Below are 26,172 nucleotides of genomic sequence, written 5' to 3'. Positions count from 1 at the left end.
CGTCAAGCAAGGAGGCCGAGATGAAAACCTGTCTTGTCGTCGATGACTCCAGCGTCGTGCGAAAGATCGCGCGCCGCATCCTGGAAGAGCTGGACTTCCAAATTACTGAAGCCGAGGACGGCGAGCAGGCGCTTGAAGCCTGCAAGAATGCCATGCCCACGGCAGTTCTGCTCGACTGGAATATGCCGGTCATGGACGGCTACGAATTCCTCGGCCATCTGCGCCGCCTGCCCGGCGGCGACGCGCCCAAGGTGGTGTTCTGCACCACCGAGAACGGCATGGATCATATTTCTCGTGCGCTGCATGCCGGCGCTAATGAATACATCATGAAGCCGTTCGACAAGGACATCGTCGCGGCAAAATTCCAGGAAGTCGGCCTGGTCGCGCTCTCGGAACAGAGCCCGATCTAAATCTTATCGCTTGTCCTTGAGAGGCTCCCGTGACCCCGCCAGACTATGAGTATCTGCGCAAGCTCCTGAAGGATCATTCCGGTCTCGACCTGTCCGCAGACAAGCAATACCTGATCGAAAGCCGCCTGCTTCCGCTCTCGCGCAAATGCGGTGTGTCGGGCATCGGCGAACTCGTGCAGAAAATGAAGGGCGGATCGTCATCGATCACCGTCCAGGTGGTCGAGGCCATGACCACCAACGAGACCTTCTTCTTTCGCGACAAGGTGCCCTTCGAACACTTCCGCGATACGATCATGCCGGAGCTGTTGAAGGCGCGCGCCAGCCGCAGGAGCATCAGGATATGGTGTGCCGCCGGCTCGACCGGCCAGGAGCCGTATTCGCTTGCCATGTCGCTGAAGGAAATGGGCGCGGCGCTTGCCGGCTGGCGGATCGAGATCATCGCGACCGACCTGTCGCAGGAAGTGCTCGAAAAATCGAAGTCGGGCGTCTACAGCCAGTTCGAGGTCCAGCGCGGCCTTCCGATTCAGCTTCTCGTCAAATATTTCAAGCAGAACGGCGAACTGTGGCAGATCAGTCCGGAACTGCGCGGCATGGTGCAGCATCGCCAGCTCAATCTGCTGCACGATTTCTCCCAGTTCGGCACTTTCGACGTCATCTTCTGCCGGAACGTCCTGATCTATTTCGATCAGGAGACCAAGATCAATATCTTTGGCCGCCTCGCCAAGACAATGGAAGGCGATGGCTTCCTGGTGCTGGGCGCGGCGGAAACGGTCGTCGGCCTGACTGATGTCTTCAAGCCGTTCCCGGACAGGCGCGGCCTCTATCGGCCGAGCGGCGCGCGTGCCGCATCTCCGCAGGGCGCAGCGGCAATGCCAAAAATCGCGGCAATGGCGGGACGGTGAGCGATGACAGAGGACGGCAAAGGCACGGAGCGGGTTACATTCAGCCGCGGCTATGATGTCTGCATCATGGCGATTGACGGGACCTGGCGCAGGGACTGCCAGCTCAACGCGATCTCGGACACCGACGCCGAACTGACTGTGGAAGGCTCCATTCAAGGCCTCAATCTCAAGGAGTTCTTCCTGCTGCTGTCGTCGACCGGCCTCGCCTATCGCCGGTGCGAGCTCGTTCGTGTCAACGGCACGGAAATGGACATCCGCTTCCTGAGAGGCAAGCACAGCAAGAAAAAGTCAGGCGCGTCGTCAAAATCCGAAGAGGCGATGAGCTGAAGCGGATGGCTCTGCGGGGCCAAAGGCCCCGGAGAGCGCAGACGATTTGGTCAGCAGTTTCGATCCGTATTGTCCGAGGTCGCGATAGGCGGTGCCTGCCGCCTTTGTGTAGCGGGGAGATACGTCGTCAAGCACGATGACGTTGATGGAACTCTCGGGAGCGCCGGGCGAAACTTCCAATCATTTGTTCAATCAGTCGCAGGCTGTTCTGGACGTGTTCGACCAAGTTGATGCGTTGCTACTTGTGCGTTAAGCCGCGGTCCCGTACAAATACGGTCCGGTATGAAGTTCAATACCGTTATCCGAGTGTGCGTCACATTCAACCACGCATGGACGATGGAACATGGCTGAAAAAGCCCCCTCCCGCGGGGAAATTTTCGTAGTCGATGACGATCCAGCCGTTCGCGACACGCTTTCGATGGTGCTGTCGGCAGCCGGCTATCAGGTCATCTGTTTCGCCGACGGCGCCGCGCTGCTGGCGATTGCACGAACACGGACGCCAGCCTGCATCCTGCTCGACGTGCATATCCCCGGTAAGTCCGGCCTCGATATTCTGAAAGAGCTTCATGGTGAGGACTACCCTGCACCGATCTTCATGGTCTCGGGGCAGGGCGATATCGCCATGGCGGTCAGCGCCATCAAGAACGGCGCGCTGGACTTCATCGAAAAGCCGTTTCGCGGCAGCGAAATCGTGGCAAGACTCGATGAGGCGATCGAGGCCTATGCTCGCCGGCAGGCGCAAAGTACGTCGTCGCGCATCGCGGCCCTGCATTTTCCGGGACGGGAACCGCTCACGCGACGCGAACGCGAGGTGCTGGAGCAGTTCACCGCCGGCGCTTCCAACAAGGAAGCAGGGCGGCATCTCGGGATCAGCCCGCGCACGATTGAGGACCACCGCGCCAATATCATGAAGAAACTCGGCGCGCGGAATGCCGCCGATCTGGTTCGCATCGTGATGACCACCCAGCGACAGGGCCAGATCTGATCCAAGGCTGGTCTGATCCAAGGCTGGTCAAGGCTGATCGCAGGCCGGATCCACCGTAGCCTTGCGCTGGATGCAGGTGCCACCGTTGCGATCAATCGGCGAGCGCTTTGCGGATCATCATCGCCATATCCGATTTCCGATAGGGCTTGGCGAGCAGCAATACGCCTTCGTCGAGTCGCCCGTGATGAATGATGGCATTCTCGGTATAGCCCGAGGTGAACAGTACCCTTAGTCCGGGCCTGGCCTTCGCTATCTCGTCGGCGAGCTGGCGGCCGTTCATGCCGGGCATGATCACGTCGGTGAACAGCAGATCAAACGGACGGCCGGTATGGACCAACGCGAGGGCTTCAGTGGCGTTCGCCGCATCCAGCGTGACGTAACCGAGTGAATGCAGTTGCGCCAGCACATAGTCGCGCACCAGCTTGTCGTCCTCCACTACCAGAATTGTTTCATGGCCGCTCTCGACAGCCGGCGCCAGTGTAGCCTCGGCCGCCGGCAATGCGCCCGTGGCCGGCGGCAGATACATCTTGATCGTCGTGCCATGGCCTTCTTCGCTGTAGATCATGACGTGGCCGGCCGATTGTTTGATGAAGCCGTACACCATGCTCAGCCCGAGGCCGGTACCTTTGCCGGGCCCCTTCGAGGTGAAGAACGGATTGAATACCTTGTCGAGCATCGCAGTCGGAATGCCGGTTCCGGTATCGCTCACCCCAATCATGGCGTAGCGACCGGGCCGGACGTCGCTGTGCATCCTCGCATAATTGTCGTCGAGCATGACGAAGCCGGTTTCGATGATGAGCTTGCCGCCATCGGGCATCGCGTCGCGGGCGTTTAGGGCCAGATTGAGGATCGCGGTGGCGAGTTGATTGGGATCGACGATCGCAGCGCACGTTTCGTCTTCGAACACGGATTCGATCTCGACATGCTCGCCGAGCGTCCGCTGCAGCAGTTTCGCGGTGTCGATGATCAGCGTGTTGACGTCGGTTACCTTCGGCTCCAGCGGCTGCTTGCGCGCGAAGGCGAGCAGGTGCTGGGTGAGGTCGGCGCCGCGTGAGGCCGCCTCGTCGATCATTCGCGTGATGGCGGCAAGCTGCGGTTCGCCCTTGACGGCGTCGGCCAGAATTTCGATCGTTCCGGTGATCACCGTCAGGATATTGTTGAAGTCGTGCGCGATGCCGCCGGTGAGCTGTCCCATCGCCTCCATCTTCTCGGCCTGCCGGATCCTGTCCTCGGCCGCGATCCTGTCGGTGAGATCGCGCATGAAGCCGTTGAACACGAATCCGTTGCGTCGCCGAAGCGCGGTAATGCTGAGCTCGACCTTGATTTCCTTTCCATCTCGCCGCATCGCCTCGATTTCGAAGCGGCGGTCGAGGATGGCGGCCTCGCCGGTGCGCAGAAACCGCTCCAGGCCGGCCTTGTGCGCGGCGCGATGGACATCGGGAATGATCAGCTCGCTCAGTTTGGTGCCGATCGCCTCCGCGCGCGACCAGCCGAATATCTTCTCCGCCTGCGAGTTCCAGTCGGTGACGATGCCCTGATCGTCCATCTGCACGAAGGCATCGAGCGCGGTGTCGATGATGCCGCGCGCGAGCTGTTCGCTTTCGCGCAACGTCTCTTGCGCCAACCGGCCCTCGGTCATGTCGCGGCCGACGAAGAAGAAGCGCTTGACCGGCTCGGACCATGTCCCGAGCCATGACAACCACACCTCTCGTCCGTCCTTGTGAATGCAGCGGGTATCGGACATCTTCGGGCGCAGCCCGCGCCGTGCTGCACGCATTTCCCGACGCGAGGTCTCGAGGTGGTCGGTGTGGATGAAATCCTCGCCGCTGCGTCCGATCATTTCTTCCGGCCGATAACCCAATATGGCCTCGCAGCTCGGGCTGATCTGAACCAGGAATCCTCGGGAATCCATCACCATGATCAGATCCTGCGAGGTCTCGAAGATGCGGCGAAGCTCTTCGGTCTGTTGCCGCAGCACCTGCCTGGTCTTGTTGGTTTCGGTGATGTCGCGTGCCACCTTCGAGATGCCGATGGTCGCGCCTGAGGGGGCCTTGATTGGGGAGACGCTGAGCGAGACTTCGATCCGGCTGCCATCTTTTTTCAGGCGGACGGTTTCATGTTGCTCGATCCGTTCGCCCGAGCCGATCCGGCGTAACGTGTCATGCAACTCGGGCAGCCGGTCCATCGGAACGACAAGGGTGATGCTCTTGCCCACAGTTTCCGCAGCCGTGTACCCGTACAGCCGCTCCGCGGCCGAATTCCAGCCGGTGATCGTGCCATTGAGCGACGTCGTGACGATGGCGTCACTGGAGGATTCGACCGCTGCGCTGAACAGCCGTTCCCGTTCCGCGTGATGATCGCGCGCAGCTACGGTGCGGCGATGCTCCTCGACCTCCTGTTGGAGCGCTGCGGTTTTTGCATTGATCTCCTCGATCGCGTGCGCAAACGCCCGCGCGAGCACGCCGGTCTCGCCGCGCGCATCGACCGGGATGGCCGCCTTCCCTTTAGCCACGCCCTGAACGGCTTCGGTCAGCCGGACGATCGGCCGGGCCAGCGACCTCGCGATCAGCAGCGCCAGCACTGCTGCGCACAACACCGCGATCGCCCCGACCAGAAACGAGGTATTTTGGATGCTTGCTGCCGGCGCCATGATCACAGCGTTCGGGGCGGTCTCGATGACCCCAACCCATTCGGAACCGGCCAGGACGGCGGGAGCAAACGCGACACCGTTGGATCGCCCAGCCTGGTCCGCAACGATTTCGGCGCTACCTTGTTTTGCTCCGGCCTGCGACGCCAGATGCGGGAAGTCAGCTTTCCAGTCGTTGGGTTTGCCGAGCAACAAGCCGAATTCGCGCGACCGGTCGGGGTGAATGAGATAGTCGCCCTGCCGGTTGACGACGTAGATCGTCTCGCCCGGCCACGCCGATGCTCTGATACGGTCGAACGCGCGCCGCATGTCGACATTGATCATGAAAATTCCGAACGGCTTGCCGTCGGTCGTGAAAATCGGCGTCGCGACGCGGACTGTCGGCCGGTGCACCTCTTCGATCAGACCGTTGAAGCGGCCGAGATCGAGCGGCGAGACGTAGAGCTGTTTAGGACCGAGCCGGATCGTTTCCTGGAAATAGCCGCGATCGCCTCGCTTCTGCAGGCCCGCTTCAGGGACGATCCGAACCGTGCCGTTCGGTCCATTGCGGTCGACGCGGACCAGCTCGCGGCCGTCGTCGTCGAGGCCGACAATTCGAAACATCGCGTATGTCGGCTTGGCTTCAAGTTCCGCAGCGAAACGTGACGCTATCCGGTCGCGCCAGATCTTTTCGGAGACGCCATCGACCGGATCGATGCCGCCCGCCTGGCGGGCGCGGACCAGTCCGTGCAACGCCACCGCCGAGCGAAAGCCAGCAACATCTCCGGTCGCGCTCGCCGCGTAATATTCCAGATCGGTCGCAAGCTGCCGTGAATGCGTCTCGATGCGGTCGCGGGCACGCTGCAGGAGCGCCTGTTCCAGGTTGTGATAGCTCAGCCATCCGACCGCGGTAACCGCGATCGCGACCAACGCAATCATCGCGATGGCTAGCCTGGTTGTGAGCGTCATGTCGGTGTTCGCTCGCCCTCCCGCTCCAATCCAGCAATCCACCGGACGAATCGGATGCTATGGCGCATTACGGGCAGGACGCAACACCGCGGGGCGTGGCGGCGAGCCACGTTCAACGGCTTCCAGGCAGCCCGTGACGGCAGCCAGAAGGTCGGCCGGCCGGAACGGCTTCTGCAGACTGGAAATCGCCCCGAGCTTGGTCGCCATGGTCAGGAAGTCGGGCGCCGATTCCGCTTCGGGCGAGATCGGCCGGCCGGAGATGACAATGATCGGCATGTGCGGCCGCTGTTGGCGAACCATCCGCATGGTTTCAAATCCGTCCATTCCAGGCATAAAAATGTCGAGGAACAGCAAATCGAAATCGCCGCTCTGGCACAATGCGAGGCCGTGTCGCCCGTCACCGGCGGTGACCACGCTATGCCCGGCGCGCTCCAGCAGCAGGCGGACGGTCATCTGGACCGCCACATCGTCATCCACGACGAGAATCTTTGCCAAATTGAAAGGTTATCCGGCCCCGCTGGAATCAAGTCACGGCAGGCTGCGAGTTTTGCCGAATCCTCGTATTGCCGCAACTGCTCCCCCGGCAGGAACGTTCCGGTTGGGCGGTCAAAAAAGCCGGCGCAAAATGCCGGTATGGCAAGCAGATTCGGAACCTCGCGCCTGCGAGCGTGATTCCTGATGTCGCAGCAGTCAGTTGCTGAGATATTCCGGATAGCGCGAGCGAATTTGGTCGAGTTCGCTCAGTGTTCCCGACAAATGGGTACGCAGGTGCTTCTGCGCCTCTTCGGGTTGGCCGGCCTCGATCGCTTTTGCAATCAGCTTGTGATGGCGCAGGATATCCTGCGCCTTGCCGGGGGAGGGCAGATGCAACCGGCGCAGCCGGTCGATATGTCCGCTGCGGCTGCGCACCAGCGACCAGATGTCCTGCTTGTCGGTGGCGGCGTAGAGCTGGGCATGGAACTCGTTGTCGGCGGCCATGAATTTTTCGAAGTCGCCGGCTTTCGCGAATTGCTGTTGGCGGACGATGGTCGCATGGAGCTCGGCCGCCAAGGCTTCGTCATGGCGCATTGCCAGCATGCGGACAATTTCGAGCTCGACCGCCTGCCGCAGGAAATGCGCCTGCTGCGCCAGCCGCACGTCGACCCGGCTGACCACCGTGGCATATTGCGGAAAGACGTCGACCAGCCCTTCCTCCTCGAGCCGCATCAGCGCATCTCGGATCGGTGTCGAACTCACCCCGAATTGCCCGGCCAGCGCAGCGCGCGATAGCGGCGATCCCGGCGGCAGCTCCAGCGAAATGATCATGCCGCGCAGGCGCTCGAACACCTGCGGCGCGGCCTGACGATCGCGATCGAGCCGATCGGCGGAGCGCGGAACGGTCCGGCGGGAAACGATCTGGGATGCAGCCATCGAACGAATCGGCCTCAGAAGGCGCTTGCTTCAAATGCACTAATACATTAGTGCATTTCCTTCGAGGCGTCAATGAAACGCCGGAGGAGATGCACAATGAGAAACAGAATGTGGAGCGCCTGCGCGGGCGCCGTCGCGGCGCTTGCCATGGTGCTGCCGGGCTCTCAGGCCGCGGCCCAGCAGAAGACGGAGATTTCGCTGTCGCGGCAGCCGGGCATTTTCTACATGCCTTCGCACATCATGGAAAAACACAAGCTGATCGAGAAGCACGCAGCTTCGCTCGGCGTGCCCAGCGTCACCACCAAGTGGATCAACTTAAGCGGCGGCGGCGCGCAGACCGACGCGCTATTGGCAGGCAGCGTCGATATCCTCAACACCGGGACCGGCAATCTCTTGTTGCTGTGGGATCGCACCCGCGGCGGCGTCAAGGGCATCGTCGCCACCTCGGCGCAACCGATGACGCTGATCAGCCGCGATCCGAATATCAAGTCGATCAAGGATTTCGGCCCGAACGACAAGATCGCGGTGCCGACGGTGAAGGTCTCGACCCAGGCGATCGTGCTGCAGATCGCGGCAAGCGAGATCTTCGGCGCCGACCAGTGGTCGAAGCTCGATGCCAGCACGGTACAGCTCGGCCATCCCGACGCCTATGTGGCGATGACCAATGCCCAGCACGAGGTCCGCAACCATTTTGCGATCCCGCCGTTCACCTTCCTCGAACTGAAGAACGTCCCCGGCGCGCATGTGGTGCTGTCGTCGCCGGACGTGATGGGCGGCCCGCTCAGCCAGGCCCAGTTCTTCACCACGACCAAATTCGCCGACGCCAATCCGAAGATCGTGCAGGCCGTGCGCGACGCCACCAAGGAAGCGCAGGATTTGATCCGCAGCGACACCAGGGCCGCGGTTGAGATCTACAAGGAAGTCACCGGCGACAAGACCAGCGTCGAGGACCTGCTGGCCTGGCTGAAGGAGCCCGGCATGATGGAATGGAACCTGCAGCCGCAGGGTACCATGAAGTTCGCCGCGCATCTGTTCAAGGTCGGCACGCTGAAGACCATGCCCAAGGCGTGGACCGATTATTACCTGCCGGTCGTGCACGACCTGAAGGGCAATTGATCGACATGGCCGCGCTTCTCGACGTCAGTGACGTAACACTGCGCTACAAGACCTCGAGCGCAGTCGTGACCGCGACCGAGCGGGTCAGCTTCACGGTCGATCGTTCCGATCGCTTCGTGCTGCTCGGCCCCTCCGGTTGCGGCAAGTCGACGCTGTTGAAAGCCGTCGGCGGCTACATGAGGCCGAGCGAGGGCAAGATGCGGATCTCGGGCCGCGAAATATCCGAGCCCGGCGCCGACCGCATGATGATTTTTCAGGAGTTCGACCAGCTTCTGCCGTGGAAAACGGTGCTGGAGAACGTGATGTTTCCGCTGCTGATGACACGGAAACTGCCGCGCAAGGAAGCGGAGATGCGGGCGCGCGCCTATATCGAAAAAGTCAGCCTCACCCGCGTCGTCGATGCCTATCCGCACACCCTATCCGGCGGCATGAAGCAGCGCGTCGCGATCGCGCGCGGCATGGCGATGGAGCCGGATATTTTGCTGATGGACGAGCCGTTCGCAGCCCTCGATGCGCTGACGCGGCGCACCTGCCAGGACGAACTGCTGCAGCTTTGGGCGGAGACCAAATTCACCGTGCTGTTCGTCACCCATTCGATCGCGGAGGCAATCAAGATCGGCAACCGCATCCTGCTGCTGTCGCCGCATCCCGGCCGGGTCAAGGCCGAGGTGATCGACGTCGACAAGGTTTCCGGCGAGGACGGCAGCGCGGCGCGGCTGGAAAAGCAGATCCATGATCTCTTGTTCGCCGACGCTGTCACGGCACACTAAAGGAGCGCGCGATGGGTGAGGCCAGAATTCTGTTGCGCGATGCCGCCGAACTGACGGCGGCGGTGCCGGCCGAGGTCGAGCGCAAGTTGACGGTGCTGGAGCTGTTGTGGAACGACGGCTTTGTACGCAAGGCCGTGATCATCATCTTCCTCGCCGCGGCCTGGGAGGCCTACGGCACCATCCTGAACAATCCGCTGCTGTTCCCGACCTTCCACGACACCATCGTCACCATGTTCGACAAGGTGCGCGACGGCACCATCCCCTTGCGTGCCTGGGCGTCGCTGAAGGTGCTGTTCATGGGCTATGCCGCAGGCATTGCGCTGGCCGCCATCTTCACGATTCTCGCGATCTCGACCCGGGTCGGCACGGATTTCCTCGAAACCATCACGGCGATGTTCAATCCCTTGCCGGCAATCGCGCTGTTGCCGCTGGCCCTGATCTGGTTCGGTCTCGGCAACGGCAGCCTCGTGTTCGTGCTGATCCATTCGGTGCTGTGGCCGGTCGCGCTCAACACCCATTCCGGCTTCAAGAGCGTCTCGAACACGCTGCGCATGGTCGGCCGCAATTACGGCCTGCGCGGATTGCCCTACGTATTCCGCATCCTGATCCCCGCGGCATTCGCCTCGATTCTGACGGGCCTGAAGATCGGCTGGGCGTTTGCCTGGCGTACGCTGATCGCCGCCGAACTGGTGTTCGGCGTGTCGTCGGGGCAGGGCGGCCTCGGCTGGTTCATCTTCGAGAACCGCAACTTGCTGGATATCCCCGCCGTGTTCGCCGGCCTGTTGACCGTGATCGTCATTGGCCTGATCGTGGAGAACCTGATCTTCCGCACGATCGAGCGCAACACCGTCCAGAAATGGGGGACTCAGTCATGAGCAACAAGAAGAACCCCGCTGATCTCCGCAGCGCGCGCTGGTTCGCGCCTGATGATCTCCGCGCCTTCGGCCACCGCTCGCGCGCCATGCAGATGGGCTACGCGCCGGAGGAATGGAAGGGCCGGCCTGTCATAGCGATCCTCAACACCTGGTCGGATGCGCAGCCCTGTCACATGCATTTCAAGAGCCGCGTCGACGACGTCAAGCGCGGCATCCTGATGGCGGGCGGCTTCCCGATGGAACTGCCGGCGCTGTCGCTGTCGGAATCGTTCCTGAAGCCGACCACCATGCTCTACCGCAACATGCTGGCGATGGATGCCGAGGAATTGTTGCGCGGCCATCCGGTCGATGGCGTGGTGCTGATGGGCGGCTGCGACAAGACCACGCCCGGCCTGCTGCTCGGTGCCACCAGCATGAACCTGCCGACGATCTATCTGCCGGCCGGGCCGATGCTGCGCGGCAACTGGAAGGGCAAGACGCTGGGTTCGGGCTCGGATGCCTGGAAATACTGGGACGAGCGCCGTGCCGGAAAAATCTCCGACAAGGACTGGGTTGACGTCGAGGCCGGCATCGCCCGCAGCTACGGCACCTGCATGACGATGGGCACGGCGTCGACCATGACGGCGATTGCGGAATCGATCGGCATGACGCTGCCGGGCGCCTCCTCGATTCCCGCAGCCGATGCCGGCCACATCCGCATGGCCTCCGAATGCGGCCGCCGCATCGTCGAGATGGTGTGGGAGGACCTGACGCCGGAGAAGATTCAGACCCGAAAAGCCTTCGAGAACGCGATTACGGTCGCGATGGCGATGGGCTGCTCGACCAATGCGATCATCCATCTGATCGCGCAGGCGCGCCGTGCCGGCCAGGACATCGGGCTCGACGATTTCGAGAAGGCCAGCCGCAAGGTGCCTGTGATCGCCAATGTGCGGCCGAGCGGCGACAAATATCTGATGGAAGATTTCTTCTACGCCGGCGGCCTGCCGGGCCTGATGAGCCGCATCAAGGAGCATCTGCATCTCGACGTCATGACGGTCACCGGCCAGACGCTCGGCGAGAACATCGCGCGCGCCGAAGTCTATAATGACGACGTTATCCGCACCATCGAGAATCCCATCTACAAGGAAGGTGCGCTTGCGGTGCTCAAGGGCAATCTCGCGCCCGATGGCTGCGTGATCAAGCCGAGTGCCTGTGAGCCGCGCTTCCTCAAGCACACCGGGCCGGCGCTGGTGTTCGACGATTACCCTTCGCTGAAGAAAGCGATCGACGATCCCAATCTCGACGTCACGGCGGATCACGTGCTGATCCTGCGCAATGCCGGTCCGCAGGGAGGGCCGGGCATGCCGGAATGGGGCATGCTGCCGATCCCGACGAAACTGGTGAAGCAGGGCGTGCGCGACATGGTGCGGCTGTCGGATGCGCGCATGAGCGGCACCAGCTATGGCGCCTGCATCCTGCACGTCTCGCCGGAATCCTACATCGGCGGGCCGCTGGCGCTGGTGCGAACCGGCGACAAGATCACGCTCGACGTCAACGCCCGTACCATCAACCTCGATGTGCCGGAGGCGGAGCTCGCAATGCGCCGCGCCGAGTGGAAGGCGCCGGAGCCGCGTTACGAGCGCGGCTATGGCTGGATGTTCACCCGCCACATCAAGCAGGCCAATGAAGGCTGCGACTTCGATTTTCTGGAGACCGGATTTGGAGAACCGGTGAGTGAGCCGCCGATTTACTAGCCCTCCGTCATTGCGAGCGCAGCGAAGCAATCCATCTCACGACCCAAAGAAAGAATGGATTGCTTCGTCGCTTCGCTCCTCGCAATGACGGGATAGACGACACCAAACAAAAAGCATCACAGGGGAGGACCACTAATGACCATGTCTCGACGCAACCTGCTTGCAGGCGCCGGCGCCGCTGCCGCCACGACGCTGCTCGCGCGCATCGCCCTCGCGCAATCGTTCCCGTTCACGCCGAACCAGCGCTATCCCGATCCGGCGGTGCAGATCCTCGATCCGAGTTTTGCAAAGTATCGGATCTATTCCTCGACCATTGAACAGGTTGCGACCGGCATGCGCTGGGCCGAAGGGCCGGCGTATTTTCCGGAAGGAGGCTATCTCCTGTTCTCCGACATTCCCAACAACCGCATCATGAAGTTCGACGAGAAGACCAACCAGACCTCGGTCTTCCGCGCTAATGCCAACTACGCCAACGGCAACGCGCGCGATCGTCAGGGCCGCCTCGTCACCTGCGAGCATTCGGTCACCCGCCGCGTCACCCGCACGGAGAAGGACGGCAAGATCACCGTGCTGGCCGACAAGTTCGAGGGCAAGCGGTTGAACGCGCCGAACGACATCGTGGTGAAATCCGACGACACCATCTGGTTCACCGATCCCTTGTTCGGCATCAACGGCGAGTGGGAAGGCAAAAAGGAAAAGCCCGAGCAGGCGACTACCAACGTCTATCGCCTGACCAAGGACGGCAAGCTCACCGCCGTCATTACCGACATCGTCAATCCCAACGGGCTCGCCTTCTCGCCGGATGAGAAGAAGCTCTATGTCGTGGAATGGAAGGGCACGCCGAACCGCAGCATCTGGAGTTTTGACGTCAACGCCGACGGCACGGTGGGCGGCAAGACCAAGCTGATCGACGCCGCCGATCAAGGCGCACTCGACGGCTTCCGCGTTGACCGCGACGGCAATCTATGGTGCGGCTGGGGCTCCAACGGCGCGCTGCAGCCCGAGCCGACGGAGGTTGGCGGCCGCCGGGTGTATCAGCTCAAGGGCAAGCCGGAGGATCTCGACGGCGTGATGGTATTCAGCCCCGCCGGCAAGCCGCTAGCCCACATCCGCCTGCCGGAGCGGTGCGCCAATCTCACCTTCGGCGGCCCGAAGAACAACCGCCTCTACATGACAAGCTGCCACTCGGTCTATGCACTGTACGTGGAAGCGCACGGGGCGGTGTGATTGATGTTGGCATTCCGGGATGGTCCGAAGGATCAGACCTCAGGTGCGCAATTGCGCACCGGGGAATCTCGAGATTCCGGATTCGCTCGCTGACGCGAGCGCTCCGGAATGACGACCAAGAAAGCGAGAACACCATGACAAAACTGAGCGACGTCACCCGCAACAAGCTGAAGACGGTTTCCACTGCCACCGTCGCCACCGCGTTGTTCAAGCGCGGCTTCCGCATTCAGATGATCCAGGATGTGCACCCCTTGGGTCCCGATCAACCGGTGTTGGTCGGCGAGGCCTTTACCTTGCGCTACATGCCGGCGCGCGAGGACGTCAACAAGATCGACGTGTTTCGCGACCGCAGCCACCCGCAGCGCAAGGCGATCGAGGATTGCCCGCCCGGCGCGGTGCTGGTGATGGACAGCCGCAAGGACGCCCGCGCCGCGTCCGCCGGCGCCATCCTGGTGACGCGGCTGATGCAGCGCGGCTGCGCCGGCGTCATCACCGACGGCGGCTTTCGGGACTCCGCGGAGATCGCAAAGCTCGGCTTCCCTGCCTATCACCACCGCCCAAGCGCGCCGACCAATCTCACGCTGCATCAGGCGATCGAGATCAACGTGCCGATCGGTTGCGGCGACGCGCCGGTGTTTCCCGGCGACGTTATTCTTGGCGATGCCGACGGCGTGATCGTGATCCCCGCGCATCTGGCCGACGAAATCGCCGACGAGGCGGTCGAGATGACGGCGTTTGAGGATTTCGTGACAGAGCAGGTCCAGAACGGCCGCGGCATTTTCGGGCTCTATCCGGCGACCGATCCGCAGACGCTGACCGATTTCGCGGAGTGGCGAAAGAAGAACGGGCGTTAACTGCGTGCCCCGGACGCAGCGCAGCGCAAAGCGATGCGCTGCAGAGCCGGGGCCCATGCGTTGGTGGGTCCCGGCTCTGCGATGCAACGTTGCACGCCGCATCGCGTCCGGGACACGAGCGCCTCACGCCTCACCCTTCTCCGCCAGCCCCACCGCCCATAGCGCAAACGCATAAGCGATCGCCACTTCATCGAGCCGGTTGAAGCGGCCCGACGCGCCGCCGTGGCCGGCGCCCATGTTGGTGCGCAGCAGCACCGGCCCGCCACCGGTCATGGTCGCGCGCAACCGCGCGATCCATTTCGCCGGCTCCCAGTAGGTGACGCGCGGATCGGTCAGGCCGCCCATCGCGAGCACAGCGGGATATTCCTTCGCCGCGATATTGTCGTAGGGCGAGTACGACAAGATGGTGCGAAAATCCTTTTCGCTCTCGATAGGGTTGCCCCATTCCGGCCATTCCGGCGGTGTCAACGGCAGCGTGTCGTCGAGCATGGTGTTGAGTACGTCGACGAACGGCACTTCGGCGACGATGCCGGCGAACAATTCGCCGGCGCGGTTGGCGCTAGCTCCCATCAGCATGCCGCCGGCGCTGCCGCCATGGCCGACGAGGCGTTTGGCGCTGGTGTATTTTGCTTCGATCAGGGCGCGGCCCGCGGCAGCGAAATCGTCGAATGAATTGGTCTTCTTCTCGCGCTTGCCGTCGAGATACCAGCCCCAGCCCTTGTCCGCGCCGCCGCGGATATGCGCGATTGCATAGACAAAGCCGCGATCGACCAGTGACAGCCGGTTGGTTGAGAACGAGGCCGGCATTGCCATGCCATAGGAGCCGTAGCCGTAGAGCAACAGCGGCGCCTTGCCGTCGCGCACGAGGTCCTTGCGGTGCAGGATCGAGACCGGCACCAGCGCGCCGTCATGCGACGTCGCCATGATCCGCGTGGTGACATAGTCGGCCGGGTCATGGCCTGACGGAATCTCCTGGCGCTTGCGCAAGACGCGCGTTCGCTTCGCCATGTCGTAGTCATAGACTTCCGACGGCGTCGTCATTGACGAATAGGAAAACCGCAGATTGGTGGTCTCGAATTCGTAGCTGCCCATGGTGTCCAGCGAATACGCCGCCTCGTCAAAGGCGATGGCATGTTCCTCGCCGTTACCGAGATCGCGGATAATGATCGCGGGCAGCGCATTGGCGCGCTCCAGCCGCACCATGTGGCCGGCATAGAGTTCGACATCGAGCACATAGATGCCGGCGCGATGCGGAATCAAATCGTGCCAGTTGGCGCGCTCGGGCGAGGCGAGCGGCGCGGTGACGACCTTGAAGTCGATCGCGTCATCCGCATTGGTGAGAATGAACAATTCGTCGCCGCGGTCGGCGATCGAATACTGCACGCCTTCCTCGCGTGCCGCCACCAGCCGCGGCGGCGCTTCGGGATTGGCGAGATCGATCAACCGCTGTTCCGAGGTCTCATGATCGCCGCCGGCGATCACGCAGAAGCGCCCGGAAGAGCTCTCGTGCAGATGGGTGAACCAGCCGGAATCCTTTTCTTCATAGACCAGCGTATCGTCGGCCTGCTTGGTACCCATCCGGTGCCGCCACACCTGCATCGGGCGATGGTTGTCGTCGAGTTTGACATAGAAGAAGCTTTGGCAATCCTTGCTCCAGACGATGCCGCCGTCGGTCTCCTCGACGAGATCGTCGCGGTCGATCCCCGTCTCCCAGTCGCGCACGCGGATCGAGAAATATTCCGAGCCCTTGGTATCGGCGCTCCACGCGTGCAGTGTGTGGTCAGGCGAATGCCGCGCGCCGCCGAACTTGAAATACTCATGGTCCTTGGCGAGGGCGTCGCCGTCGAGCACGATTCTTACCGCGCCGCCATCGCGCTGCGTGCGGCCGAACATTTCATGCTGCCCGCCCTCGCGGAATTTTCGCAAATAGGCGAACGGGCCGTCCGGTGACGGCACGCTGGAATCGTCTTCCTTGATCCGTCCGCGCATTTCCGCGACCAGCTTCTTCTGCAGGACGGCGGTGTGGCCGAGCAGGCTCTCGGTGTAATCGTTCTCGGCTTCCAGATATTTGCGGATGTCCGGGTCGAGGATCGAGGGGTCGCGCAGCACTTCCTGCCATTTCGGGTCCTTCAGCCAGGCATAGTCGTCCTGCACGGTGATGCCGTGCGTGGTGAAAGTATGCGGCCGGCGCGGGGCGACCGGCGGCGAGAGGGCGGGCTTTTTGGCGGCGGCTTGTGTCACGCGGTCCTCATATGGCTCAATGGTGCGCTTTATATCGGGGCAAATGTGGCGGATTACCAGATGCGCTAACCGTCGTCCCTGCGAACGCAGGGACCCATACGCCGCGGCCTGCGAAAGTGGCACAAGGGGAGACGGATTCTCTCACACCGCTGAGCGGTGGTTATGGGTCCCTGCTTTCGCAGGGACGACGAGCCGACAGAGCCGATCCTAACTATTCCGCAGCTTCGCCCCGGCGCCGCCGCCGAACATCGGGATCCGGTTCACCGCGAGCACCACCGCAAAGGTGATCACCAGCATCGCGATGCCGAGCACCGAGATCGCGGCGAGGTCGCCGCTTTCATTGAGGTCGTAGATCAAAACCGACAGCACCTTGGTCTGCGAGGTGAACAGCACGATCGCCGCGGATAACTCCCGCATCACGCCGATGAAGATGAAGCACCAGGTCGCGATCACGCCGGTGCGCAACAAAGGCGCGGTGATCTGGCGCAGCGATTGCAGCCGGCTCGCCCCGAGAATGCGGCTGGCGTCCTCCAGTTCGGGATGAATGGTCGCGAACGCCGCCTGCAATTGCTGATAGGCCGAAGGGAGGTTGATGGTGAGAAACGCCAGCAGCAGGATCCACAGCGTGCCATAGAGCACGAAGGGCGGCCGCGTGTAGCTCAAGAACAATCCGACGCCGAGCACGATGCCGGGCACGGCCACCGGGGCGGTGGCGAGAAAGCCGAGCACCCGGTGGCTTGCGATGACGCGGCGGGTCGTGACATAGGCGACCACGAGCGCGAGCGTGGTGCCGATGGTCGCCGTCGATGCACCCAGGATCACCGTGTTCTTCAGCGCGAGCTGGGTCGACGACAATTCGGTGAACACGAAGACGATGTTGTGCAGCGTCGCCGTCGCCGGCGTCACCAGCGTGGTCGCGTTCGGCGAGAACGCTGCGTTGAGCAGCGCGAAATAGGGCAGGAACACCGGATTGAGCAGCACGAGGAGGCAGAATGCTAGCGCGGCCCAGCGCCATGCTCCCATTTCGATCGGCCGCGGCGGGCCATATTTGCCGCCGAGCACGGAGTAGCCGCGGCGGCCGAGCAAAACTTTCTGGCCCTGCAGCAGCAGGATCGTCAGCAGCAATAGCGGCACGGCGGCGGCAGCCGCCAGTTCGAGCTTTGGCGGATACTGGAACAGGCTCCAGATCTTCGTCGTCATGGTGTGGAAACCGGCCGGCAGCGCCAGGATCGCGGGCGATCCGAACAGCGTCATCGCCTGCAGGAACGCGATCAGCGCGCCGGCGATCAGCGCCGGCAGCGCAAGCGGAATCGTGACGCGCCGCGCCGTGGTCCAGGCCTTGCCGCCGAGAATGGCGGAGGCATCTTCCAGTTCGCCCGGCATGTTGTCGAGCGCATTGGCGACCAGCACGAACACAAATGGGAAGGTGTAGCAGGAGATCACAAAGATCAGCCCGGTCAGCGAATAGATGTCGAACAAGGGATCTTCGGCGCCGGTGAGGTAGCGATAGAGCTGGTTCAGCATGCCGCTGTTGGGCGCCGCCAGCAGTTCCCAGGCAACCGCGCCCAGAAACGGCGGTGTCACGAAGGAAGCCGTCACCAGCGCGCGGATGATCTGCCGCCCCGGCATGTCGGTGCGCGACACCAGCCAGCCGATCGGGGCGGCGACAAGGCAGCAGGCCACCGCGGAAGTGGTGGCGATGATCGCCGTCGTCAGCAATGGATCAAGGAAAGCGGGGTCGGTGAACAGCGTGACGAAATTCTGCAGCGTCGGATGCCGCGCCTTGTCGGTGAATGCAAAGACCGCCAGCCACGACAGCGGCAGCACGATCAGCACGATCATGAAGGCTGCGAACAGCCACAGGATAGGGCGGGTGAGGTCGAGGCGGGATCTTGGGGTGTCGGTGGTGATGGCGGTCATGTTATTCCCGCAGGCGCGGTGCAGCCCCCTCGCCCCGCGCTTGCGGGGAGAAGGTTGGGGTGAGGGGCTCTATCCGCGGATTCGGACTCGCGGAGAGCCCCCTCACCCGCCGCGCATCTGGCGATGCGCGTCGGCCTCTCCCCGCAAGCGGGGCGAGGCAAGACAGAGAGCGTCGCCACTTGCATCCTCAAACCCTGAACAGCCGCGCATAGCGCGTCTTGATTTCTTCCGTCATTTTCTCCACGCCCTCGGCATCCTCCTTCATCAGCTTGATGTCGGAAATCTTCCGCCGGCCCGGCTTCGACTGCACCTGCGCGTGAACCGAATATTGCGCGCTGAAGTCGATGAAGAATTGTTGCGTCTCGCGCGTATGCAGCCATGCCTGAAACAACTTCGCGGCATTGGGATGCTGCGCGCTCCTGAAGATGCCGGTCGGCCCCGAAATCGTCGGCGTGCCTTCGGTCGGGTACACCGGCTCGACCGGCTGGCCGGCTTCCTTCAACAGCACGATGCCGTATTCGTTGCCGTCGGCCATCACGGCGCGCTCGCCGAGCGACAGCTTCTTCGGCGGATCGGTCGACGACTGCACCTGCATCACGCGCTGCTTCGCCAGTTTTTCCATGTACTCCCAGCCGAGTTCGCGAACGAGCTGAAACGTCGCGGTCATGATGGTGCCGCTATAGGCCGGGTGGGCCTTGACCATCTTGCCCGCCCATTTGGCGTCGAGCAGGTCGGCAAAACTCTTCGGCGCGTCTTCCGCTTTGACGAGATTGGTGTTGTAGGCGATCGACGACAGCCACACCCGCGAGGTCGCAAACATGCCGTCGGGATCGCGATAGCTTTCCGGAAAATGTTTTGCGACGTCCTCCGGCACGAACGGCATCAGCCAGCCGTTCTTCTTCCAACTGATGAAGTGCGAGGCGTCGGAGGAGTTGACGATGTCGGCGGCGCGAATGTTACTCGCAAATTCCTGGTCGATACGCTGAAACAGCCGCTCCGAACCGGAGCGCTCGATCTGGATGGTTACGCCCGGAAAGGCGGCCTCGAATGCCTTGCCGAGCTTTTCGCCGACCGGCAGGTCCATCGACGAATAAAAGATCAGCTTGCCTTCCTTCTTCGCCGCATCCACCAGCGCTGATGTGATCGCGACCGGCTCCGGCGCCTGGGCGCGAACAGGGGAGGCGAATACCGTGCCAACCGCCAGCGCCGCCGAGCCTTGCAGGATGTCGCGTCTTGAAAGCTTTCGTCCCTTCATCGCGTCCTCCCGTCTCGTTTCGTGGCTATCGGCTCAATGCCCGGCAGCGCTCGGGCGGCAGCGTCAGCCAGACCTCGCTGCCCTTTTGCACGCTGGTTTCGGTCGGCGTGGTGGCGCGCAAACTGGTGCCGTCGGCCACCTCGACCATGTAGTCCCGCACTGCGCCGAGATAGACCTGCCGCGTGACGACCGCCTTGACCGCATTCTCTGGTGAAGCCGGCGCCTGCGTCGAAAGCCCGATATCGTGCTGGCGGATCGCGACCACGGCGCCCTCACCTGCCGTGAGCGGTGCGCCGACCACCTTCAGCGTCGCGCCCGCGAAGGCAACATGGTTGGCATCGCGCGCGGTGCCCTTGATGACATTGCTGGCGCCGATGAAGCGGGCGACGAATTCGGACTCCGGACGTGCGTAGATGTCTTCGGGCGTGCCGAGCTGGTCGATCCGGCCGCCGTTCATGACCGCGATCAGGTCGGCCGTGGTCATGGCCTCGGACTGGTCGTGGGTGACGTAGACGGTGGTGTAGCGATATTCGTCGTGCAGGCGGCGGATTTCGAACCGCATCTCCTCGCGCAAATTCGCGTCGAGGTTCGAAAGCGGCTCGTCGAGGAGCAGCGTCTCCGGTTCGACGATCAGAGCGCGCGCCAGCGCCACGCGCTGCTGCTGCCCGCCGGAGAGCTCGCCGGGATAGCGCTGCGCCAACGCATCGAGTTTTGTCGTGGCCAGGATCGCCGCCAGTTTTTTCGCGATGGTGTCGCGGTCGAGCTTGCGCAGGCGCAGGCCGTAGACGATGTTTTCGGTCACCGTCATGTGCGGCCACAGCGCGTAGCTCTGAAAAATCATCGACATGTTGCGCTGTTCGGGCGGCAGCGTGCGCGCGCGCGACGACACCAGCCGCTCGCCGACATGGATCTCGCCGTCGGAAGGCTCCAGAAAGCCCGCGATCAGCCGCAGCGTGGTGGTTTTGCCGCAGCCCGACGGCCCCAGCAGGCAGACCAGTTGTCCGTGATCGATTTTCAGGGAGACGTTATCGACCACCGCAAGCGAGCCAAATCGCTTGGTCAGGCCGCGCAAATCAACGGACGCCAATCGCCTCACTCCCACTCTTGTTCTTGCACGGATCAGCGCCCGGCTTGGTATGCCAGTATACGCACTAATGCGGCTTGGAAAAGAGAGCCGACGCGCCGAGGGACATGATTGACGACTTTGTCGTCCCTGCGAACCGCAGGGACCCATAACCACAATTTCACATGGTGAGAGATGCCGTCTCGTCGCGTGCCATTTCCGCGGGCCGCAGCGTATGGGTCCCTGCGTTCGCACTAGGGCATGCACACTTGTTGCGCCGCAAATACTCATGAAAAGCCAAGGGTTTTTGCACTTCTCAAGTGTTGCGACGTAGTTTTGCTGCGCGCGCTCTCCACCCCACCGAAGCGCTGGATTCCGATCTTGCGCGAAAACGCCAGCCTCGATTCCAAAATTTCGATGAGCTCGCATCTTCGATTCTAAAATTGCATATGAAGCCTGAATCGCACTGCAACATGTGTGCATCCACTAGTGCGTTCGCAGGGACGACAACTTTTACGCCGCCACGTTCTCGCCGAGATACTCGATTGCGGCCTCGGTTCCGCCCTTGCCGTGGGGAATGTTCAGCGCGTTGAGGCCGACCTCGACGACGCCGAGGGTGCCCAGGATCATCGGCGCATTGACATGGCCCATATGGGCGATGCGGAAAGCCTGGCCGGACAAATCGCCGATGCCGGTGCCGAGCACCACGCCGCATTTCTCCTTGCAGTAGCGCTGCAGCGCGGCCGGATCGTAGCCGTTCATGGTCACGGTCGTCACGGTGTTGGAGCGCTCATTGGCCTCCGCGATGTTGAAGCCAATCACCTGACCCTCGCTCCAGACCGCGACCGCGCGGCGCACCGCCTCGGCGAGCAAACGATGGCGCTGAAACGCGTTCTCCAGCCCTTCCGTCTGCAGCATGTCGATCGCCTTGCGCAGCGCGAACAATAGATGCACCGGGGCAGTGCCGGCATATTTGCGGTAATGCTCGCTGCCCTCGCGCTCGGTCCAGTCCCAATAGGGCGTGCGCAGGTTGGCCTTTTTATGCACCTCGCGGGCGCGGTCGTTGGCGGCGACAAAGCCTAGGCCGGGGGGCGTCATCAGGCCCTTCTGCGAGCCGGACATCGCGACGTCGATACCCCACGCGTCCATCTCGAACGGCATGCAGCCGAGCGAAGCCACGGTGTCGACCATGAACAGCGCGGGATGCCCGGTCGATTTGATCGCCTTGCCGATCGCCTCGATGTCGTTATAGGCGCCGGACGCGGTGTCGACCTGCACCGCGACGATGGCCTTTATGGTGCGGTCCTTGTCTTGCCGCAGCCGCGCCTCGACCTCGCTCGCGCGGATCGCGCGGCGCCAGTCGCCCCTGAGCACCTCGACCTCGGCGCCCATCGCCGCCGCCGCCTGGCCCCAGCCGATCGCAAACCGTCCGCTTTCCAGGACCAGCAGCTTGTCGCCACGCGACAGCACGTTGGAAAGCGTCGCTTCCCACGCGCCATGGCCGTTGGCGATGTAGATGTAGGATTTGCCTTTGGTGGCGAACAGCTTTGAGAGATCGGCGAGCAGGCCGTCGGTCAATTCCAGCATCTGGTCGGAATAGATGTCGAGCGCCGGGCGATGCATCGCCTGCAGCACTTCGTCGGGCATGGTGGTAGGTCCCGGGATGGCCAGAAATTCCCGGCCCGCACGAACGGTCATTTGTTGGTTTTCCTTAATCGGCAGATACGCGAAATGGAGGCGTTGGAGACTTGGCAACACAATATTGGATCGCAGCGGTCATTGCGAGCGCAGCGAAGCAATCCAGAGTCGCAAAAAGATCAAATTGCTCTGATTGCTCCGCGCCTGGCGGGCTATTTGCCGACGGCATTCGCGATCGCGCGCCAGATTTGATCCTTGAGTTCGGTCGCCCGCGGGCTCGGGATCGTCACCGCAGGCCCCTCGCGCTTCTTGCAGGCCTCGACCAGCCGCAGCACCCAGATTTCGCCGTCGGTGTAATAGGCGTCGCCGCCGCCGTTCCGCCCTGCGATCGTGGGGCCGATGCCGGTGACCTGGTATTTCGCGTCCACCATGCCGGCATTTTCCAGGTCAGTCGCAAGCAGCGCGCGCTCGGCGTCGAGATCGGGCGAGATGTGGTGCGTGACGGCGGCGGTGTATCGGCTGACGCCGACGCCGCGATCCTCCGTCGCAGCTCCGAGCCAGACCGGTCGCTTTTCCTCGCCGCTCTCCAGCACCTTCCAGTAGCGCACATGGTTGCGGCGGTCGGCGCTGCTCCCGATCGGCTTTTCATAGGCGAGATCCTCGCGGCGGCCGAGGTAATAGAGGTTGCTCACAGGTGCCTCCTTGTAGGGGCGATCGAGCAGTACGCTGCCGATAATCTCGATCGAGGATTTCAGCGTAATCCGGTCGGCCGGATACCAGCCCGCCGCGTGCATGGCGCAGACCACGTCGCGCTGGTCTCCGATAAGCCCGACATTCATGGGATCGCCCGGAATGCCCTGCGCGGTGCGCGTCACCATCGGCATGCTGGTCAGCCCGCGCTGATGCTCGTAATGCGTCCAGAAGCCCGGCAGCACCAGATAGGCGAGCAGGCCGTAACCGCCGAGGATGACGAGCGCGAGCAACATTGCCCGCCGCAAGCCGCGTCGTTGCCGCATTCGTTTTTCGATGCGTTGATCGGACACCGTAGATGCCGCTCCCTCTCCCCGCGGGCGGGGCGCAGTTGAAGAGCACCGCTACCGCCGCGTCTCGCGACAACCGGCGGCCTCGGCCTCCTCGACCGAGCAGAACCAGCGCGTGCCTTTTGAGATCTTCATTTCGATCTTCGCATACCAGCGGCTTGTCGGCTGGTGATAGATGCACTCGCCGGAGCGATTGACGTTGCCCTTGATGGTGCAGTCGGGCGAGGGCGCCACCGGTCCGGATGCCGAGGCCAAGAGGACCGCCCGGGCATTCTCCGGCGGCGTGACGGCGCCGAGAACGGCGGTTTTCTTGTTGCGGATGCGCCAATCCCATGGCGCGATGAACGCGCCCTGCCACATGCCGGCCTTGGCCTCGCGCGCGGCCTTCTCGTCTGCCTCGTAGTCGCGCGAGAGGCGCGTCTGCGCCAGCGCCCAGCCGTTCGACACCAGCCATTTCTGGATGTCCTCGCCGTCGGCCTCGCAGCGCGCCACCGTGCGGCCGCGGCGATCCGCCACCGCCCTTGTATGACAGGTCCAGCTCCTAGCCCCGAAGCGCTTGATCAGCTCGTCGCGCGCGGCGGCGCCACAGGTCCAGCGCTCAGCCCTCGTGTTGAGGCAGAGCTGATCGACGGCCGGCGCGTCGATGCCGCCGAGGCGAATGCGATGGTTGCCGATCTGTAGCTGATCGCCCTCGCGGATTTTTGGAATGCCGGTGATGTCGGCCGCGTGTGAGGTGGCGGGCAGTGACAGCAGCAGGAACGCAGAAAGCAACGTCCGTAATTTCATCGGCAATCCCGGTGGCGAAATGATGCGGATTGTGCGGACAATGGAGCCGTCTTGCCAGAGCGGGGGTGTCGCACCGCTTTCAACTTCCCGCGAGATACTCACCCTCCCCTGGAGGGGGAGGGTCGCCGCGAAGCGGCGGGGTGGGGTGACGGTCTCTCGTTTCGATCAGTGCCCGAGTGGAGAGATCACCCCACCCCGTCACGCATCTCGCTTCGCTCGATCCGTGCCGACCCACGAGCGAGCTTCGCTCGTCTCGGACCCCTCCAGGGGAGGGTAAGCACCGCGTGTCACGCATTGCCCTTCGTCATCGCCCGCCGCGCCAACGCCAGCCCCATCAGCACGAACGCCGACGTCACTTCCGGGCCGCCGACCAGAATCCGCGTCGGCGTCTTCATCTTGTTCCACTCGTACGCCCGGTACGGCCCGTGCCTGCCGCCCTCGCCGAGACTTGCGACGATGCAGTGCAGCGCCGGCGCGAATGTCGAAACGTCGGCGCCGAGATGCGCCAGCGCCATCAGCGCCAGCGCGGCGTCGAACGGGTTCATCTCGCGCGCGATCAGTTCACCCTCGACATAGGCCAGCACCTTCTCGCGGATCAACGCAAACGTGCCGTCAGGATCGATCGCCTGCCGCGCGGGCTCGGGCAATGCCATGAACGCGGCATGGCAGCGGCCGAAATAGGCGGAGTAGAGTTCCGGCAGGTAATAGATGTGCGAGCGCGGGTTCTTGAACGCGCCGCTTTCGGCGAGCCGCCGCTGGAAACCCAGGATGCGATGCACCGTCTGCAGCCGCTGCGGCGTCTCCAAAATCTTCCAGCGCGAAAGGTTGCGGAAACTTACCTCGAGAATATCGAGGTTGAGCGTCGGATCTAGATCGTTGCCATAGGGCCGGTCGCCCGCGAGATTATCGATCCAGGTGACGACGCCGCCCTCGTAATCGATATTGTCGTTCAAGGGCACGGTGACGCGCGGCTCGTTGGCGCCCTCGCGCACCTGGTAGCCGTGATAGAAGTCGAGCAGCGGCTGGTCGAGGATCGGATCGGTGCAGCCGGCTTGTGTGGCGGCCGAGAACGAGCACGCCGTGGTGTCGCAGTCCGGCACGTAGATGCCGAAGCCCAAATCCTGCTTGATCTGCGAGAAGAATTTTGAAAAGCGCGGATGCGGCAGCGGCGCCAAGGCCGTGATCACGTTCACGGTGGTGCCGTCATGCGCGGGCACTTCCTCGGCTGAGGTCTTGAGACAAAAATCGACCATCTCCGAAATCGCGCGCCTTGAGGCCGCGGCCTCGTCCGAAGACGCCAGCCCGGTCTCGACGTAACTGAGCAGCGCCTCGGTGAAGAAGGCGTCGTAATAGGCCGAGCGGTGGCGGATCTGCATCGGCTGCCACATCGGCTCGGCAATCCCTCGCCAGGGCGGGTTGATCAGCGCGCGCGCTGGCGAATGCGCGATGAAGATCCGCGCCAGGCTGAACAGGAGCGTCGAGTTCTTGTAGCCGCGCGAGTTCAGCCCGGTCAGCGCCATCAGCATCTCGCGCCCGCCCATGTCGGCGTCGCCGATCAGGTTGAAGGCGGCATAGGTCGGGATGAACCCGCTTTTGGCGAAAGAGCCGAGCAGATGCGCGCCGCAGCGGCGGATCACCCGGTCGATCTCGGCATCATCGGGCACCCGGCCCAGTGCCGCCACCGGCCCGGGGGCGGGGTGGCGGACATTAATATCCGCCATCAGCTCGGCAATCGGCTGCCCCACCGCGGCCCAGTCCGGCTCGGCATCGTCGCGCGCCCTTCGCAGCGCCTCCTGCAAGGTGCCGAGCCGCTTCTGGTCGCGCAAGGCCGGGTGCCCGGTCCGCCGCAACAGCGGCCGCAGCGCCGGGTTGCCCAGCGCCGTGCGATAGAATTTTCCCAGATGGGGGTCGCCGCCGCGGTATTTCAGCAGCACGGGGTCGCAGACGTCGTAGAGCGACGGGCCGTCTTTCCGCGCGGTCAGCGCCCGAAATGCGGCGCCGGCGATGGTAGAAAAGCCCATGCAG

Annotated in this window: 21 protein-coding genes; 10 read left to right on the top strand and 11 right to left on the bottom strand. The window is 63.1% G+C overall.

Annotated elements, in window-relative coordinates; all coding sequences use genetic code 11:
- Window positions 1-20: 20 nt before the first annotated feature.
- The 4 genes from V1290_RS17400 (at window position 21) to V1290_RS17385 (ending at window position 2,624) form a co-directional block, all read left to right on the top strand.
- Window positions 21-410, top strand: a complete 390-nt coding sequence (locus tag V1290_RS17400; RefSeq protein WP_334365547.1) for a response regulator — start codon at window positions 21-23, stop codon at window positions 408-410.
- Between the two features lie 29 nt (window positions 411-439).
- On the top strand, window positions 440-1,312 hold the full coding sequence (locus V1290_RS17395; RefSeq protein ID WP_334365546.1) for a CheR family methyltransferase: 873 nt from the start codon (window positions 440-442) through the stop codon (window positions 1,310-1,312).
- Window positions 1,313-1,315: 3 nt separating this feature from the next.
- Window positions 1,316-1,639, top strand: a complete 324-nt coding sequence (locus tag V1290_RS17390; RefSeq protein WP_334365545.1) for a PilZ domain-containing protein — start codon at window positions 1,316-1,318, stop codon at window positions 1,637-1,639.
- 343 nt (window positions 1,640-1,982) lie between these two features.
- Complete coding sequence (locus tag V1290_RS17385; RefSeq protein WP_057841383.1) at window positions 1,983-2,624, top strand: response regulator transcription factor; 642 nt, start codon at window positions 1,983-1,985, stop codon at window positions 2,622-2,624.
- A 91-nt stretch (window positions 2,625-2,715) separates the two neighbouring features.
- On the opposite strand, the gene V1290_RS17380 is transcribed toward V1290_RS17385, so the two are convergent.
- From V1290_RS17380 to V1290_RS17370, 3 genes are all read right to left on the bottom strand, one after another.
- Entirely contained in the window at window positions 2,716-6,219 is a 3,504-nt protein-coding gene (locus V1290_RS17380) for a PAS domain S-box protein (RefSeq protein WP_334365544.1), read from the bottom strand.
- A 57-nt stretch (window positions 6,220-6,276) separates the two neighbouring features.
- A complete protein-coding gene (locus V1290_RS17375) occupies window positions 6,277-6,714 on the bottom strand; it encodes a response regulator (RefSeq protein ID WP_334365543.1) in 438 nt (145 codons plus the stop codon).
- A gap of 195 nt (window positions 6,715-6,909) precedes the next feature.
- On the bottom strand, window positions 6,910-7,629 hold the full coding sequence (locus V1290_RS17370; protein ID WP_334365542.1) for a GntR family transcriptional regulator: 720 nt from the start codon (window positions 7,627-7,629) through the stop codon (window positions 6,910-6,912).
- A gap of 108 nt (window positions 7,630-7,737) precedes the next feature.
- Here V1290_RS17370 and V1290_RS17365 point away from each other — a divergent pair, with 108 nt between their 5' ends.
- From V1290_RS17365 to V1290_RS17340, 6 genes are all read left to right on the top strand, one after another.
- Entirely contained in the window at window positions 7,738-8,745 is a 1,008-nt protein-coding gene (locus tag V1290_RS17365; RefSeq protein ID WP_442895062.1) for an ABC transporter substrate-binding protein, read from the top strand.
- 5 nt (window positions 8,746-8,750) lie between these two features.
- Entirely contained in the window at window positions 8,751-9,515 is a 765-nt protein-coding gene (locus tag V1290_RS17360) for an ABC transporter ATP-binding protein (RefSeq protein ID WP_334369064.1), read from the top strand.
- 11 nt (window positions 9,516-9,526) lie between these two features.
- Window positions 9,527-10,390 (top strand): ABC transporter permease, encoded by an 864-nt coding sequence (locus V1290_RS17355; RefSeq protein WP_334365541.1) that lies wholly within the window; start codon window positions 9,527-9,529, stop codon window positions 10,388-10,390.
- Window positions 10,387-12,123 carry an L-arabinonate dehydratase gene (gene araD / locus V1290_RS17350; protein WP_334365540.1) on the top strand — a complete coding sequence of 579 codons (1,737 nt, stop codon included), beginning with the start codon at window positions 10,387-10,389 and terminating at the stop codon, window positions 12,121-12,123. Before V1290_RS17355 ends, araD begins: the two co-directional genes overlap by 4 nt.
- A 135-nt stretch (window positions 12,124-12,258) precedes the next feature.
- Window positions 12,259-13,350 carry an SMP-30/gluconolactonase/LRE family protein gene (locus V1290_RS17345; protein WP_334365539.1) on the top strand — a complete coding sequence of 364 codons (1,092 nt, stop codon included), beginning with the start codon at window positions 12,259-12,261 and terminating at the stop codon, window positions 13,348-13,350.
- Window positions 13,351-13,484: 134 nt separating this feature from the next.
- Window positions 13,485-14,204, top strand: a complete 720-nt coding sequence (locus V1290_RS17340) for a ribonuclease activity regulator RraA (RefSeq protein WP_334365538.1) — start codon at window positions 13,485-13,487, stop codon at window positions 14,202-14,204.
- A gap of 123 nt (window positions 14,205-14,327) precedes the next feature.
- On the opposite strand, the gene V1290_RS17335 is transcribed toward V1290_RS17340, so the two are convergent.
- The 8 genes from V1290_RS17335 to V1290_RS17300 all read right to left on the bottom strand — a co-directional run bounded on the left by V1290_RS17335 (window position 14,328) and on the right by V1290_RS17300 (window position 26,168).
- Window positions 14,328-16,445, bottom strand: coding sequence for a S9 family peptidase (locus tag V1290_RS17335; RefSeq protein ID WP_334365537.1), 2,118 nt, complete (start codon window positions 16,443-16,445; stop codon window positions 14,328-14,330).
- Between the two features lie 207 nt (window positions 16,446-16,652).
- Complete coding sequence (locus V1290_RS17330; RefSeq protein ID WP_334365536.1) at window positions 16,653-18,365, bottom strand: ABC transporter permease; 1,713 nt, start codon at window positions 18,363-18,365, stop codon at window positions 16,653-16,655.
- Between the two features lie 187 nt (window positions 18,366-18,552).
- Window positions 18,553-19,620: a substrate-binding domain-containing protein gene (locus V1290_RS17325; RefSeq protein ID WP_334365535.1), complete on the bottom strand. Its 1,068-nt coding sequence runs from the start codon at window positions 19,618-19,620 to the stop codon at window positions 18,553-18,555.
- Window positions 19,621-19,645: 25 nt separating this feature from the next.
- On the bottom strand, window positions 19,646-20,716 hold the full coding sequence (locus V1290_RS17320; RefSeq protein WP_334365534.1) for an ABC transporter ATP-binding protein: 1,071 nt from the start codon (window positions 20,714-20,716) through the stop codon (window positions 19,646-19,648).
- Between the two features lie 480 nt (window positions 20,717-21,196).
- The gene (locus V1290_RS17315) at window positions 21,197-22,381 is read right to left on the bottom strand and encodes a pyridoxal-phosphate-dependent aminotransferase family protein (RefSeq protein WP_334365533.1); all 1,185 of its coding nucleotides are present in this window, start codon (window positions 22,379-22,381) and stop codon (window positions 21,197-21,199) included.
- A 152-nt stretch (window positions 22,382-22,533) separates the two neighbouring features.
- The gene (locus V1290_RS17310; RefSeq protein WP_334365532.1) at window positions 22,534-23,337 is read right to left on the bottom strand and encodes an LssY C-terminal domain-containing protein; all 804 of its coding nucleotides are present in this window, start codon (window positions 23,335-23,337) and stop codon (window positions 22,534-22,536) included.
- A 78-nt stretch (window positions 23,338-23,415) separates the two neighbouring features.
- Window positions 23,416-24,147: a thermonuclease family protein gene (locus V1290_RS17305; RefSeq protein WP_334365531.1), complete on the bottom strand. Its 732-nt coding sequence runs from the start codon at window positions 24,145-24,147 to the stop codon at window positions 23,416-23,418.
- Between the two features lie 287 nt (window positions 24,148-24,434).
- Window positions 24,435-26,168: a hypothetical protein gene (locus V1290_RS17300; RefSeq protein ID WP_334365530.1), complete on the bottom strand. Its 1,734-nt coding sequence runs from the start codon at window positions 26,166-26,168 to the stop codon at window positions 24,435-24,437.
- Between the last annotated feature and the right edge of the window lie 4 nt (window positions 26,169-26,172).

The sequence above is a fragment of the Bradyrhizobium sp. AZCC 1578 genome (assembly GCF_036924675.1).
Classification (GTDB): Bacteria; Pseudomonadota; Alphaproteobacteria; order Rhizobiales; family Xanthobacteraceae; genus Bradyrhizobium.
The sequence above is the reverse complement of the archived record's forward strand: the minus strand, read 5'-3'. Positions and strand labels throughout refer to the sequence as shown.

What these genes read in the sequence shown, in the direction of transcription:
- V1290_RS17400 (WP_334365547.1), top strand. Translation starts at nt 21, where the DNA reads ATGAAAACCTGTCTTGTCGTCGATGACTCCAGCGTCGTGCGAAAGATC.
- V1290_RS17390 (WP_334365545.1), top strand. Translation starts at nt 1,316, where the DNA reads ATGACAGAGGACGGCAAAGGCACGGAGCGGGTTACATTCAGCCGCGGC.
- V1290_RS17385 (WP_057841383.1), top strand. Translation starts at nt 1,983, where the DNA reads ATGGCTGAAAAAGCCCCCTCCCGCGGGGAAATTTTCGTAGTCGATGAC.
- V1290_RS17380 (WP_334365544.1), bottom strand. Translation starts at nt 6,219, where the DNA reads ATGACGCTCACAACCAGGCTAGCCATCGCGATGATTGCGTTGGTCGCG.
- V1290_RS17370 (WP_334365542.1), bottom strand. Translation starts at nt 7,629, where the DNA reads ATGGCTGCATCCCAGATCGTTTCCCGCCGGACCGTTCCGCGCTCCGCC.
- V1290_RS17365 (WP_442895062.1), top strand. Translation starts at nt 7,738, where the DNA reads ATGTGGAGCGCCTGCGCGGGCGCCGTCGCGGCGCTTGCCATGGTGCTG.
- V1290_RS17360 (WP_334369064.1), top strand. Translation starts at nt 8,751, where the DNA reads ATGGCCGCGCTTCTCGACGTCAGTGACGTAACACTGCGCTACAAGACC.
- V1290_RS17355 (WP_334365541.1), top strand. Translation starts at nt 9,527, where the DNA reads ATGGGTGAGGCCAGAATTCTGTTGCGCGATGCCGCCGAACTGACGGCG.
- araD (WP_334365540.1), top strand. Translation starts at nt 10,387, where the DNA reads ATGAGCAACAAGAAGAACCCCGCTGATCTCCGCAGCGCGCGCTGGTTC.
- V1290_RS17345 (WP_334365539.1), top strand. Translation starts at nt 12,259, where the DNA reads ATGACCATGTCTCGACGCAACCTGCTTGCAGGCGCCGGCGCCGCTGCC.
- V1290_RS17340 (WP_334365538.1), top strand. Translation starts at nt 13,485, where the DNA reads ATGACAAAACTGAGCGACGTCACCCGCAACAAGCTGAAGACGGTTTCC.
- V1290_RS17330 (WP_334365536.1), bottom strand. Translation starts at nt 18,365, where the DNA reads ATGACCGCCATCACCACCGACACCCCAAGATCCCGCCTCGACCTCACC.
- V1290_RS17325 (WP_334365535.1), bottom strand. Translation starts at nt 19,620, where the DNA reads ATGAAGGGACGAAAGCTTTCAAGACGCGACATCCTGCAAGGCTCGGCG.
- V1290_RS17315 (WP_334365533.1), bottom strand. Translation starts at nt 22,381, where the DNA reads ATGACCGTTCGTGCGGGCCGGGAATTTCTGGCCATCCCGGGACCTACC.
- V1290_RS17310 (WP_334365532.1), bottom strand. Translation starts at nt 23,337, where the DNA reads ATGCGGCAACGACGCGGCTTGCGGCGGGCAATGTTGCTCGCGCTCGTC.
- V1290_RS17305 (WP_334365531.1), bottom strand. Translation starts at nt 24,147, where the DNA reads ATGAAATTACGGACGTTGCTTTCTGCGTTCCTGCTGCTGTCACTGCCC.
- V1290_RS17300 (WP_334365530.1), bottom strand. Translation starts at nt 26,168, where the DNA reads ATGGGCTTTTCTACCATCGCCGGCGCCGCATTTCGGGCGCTGACCGCG.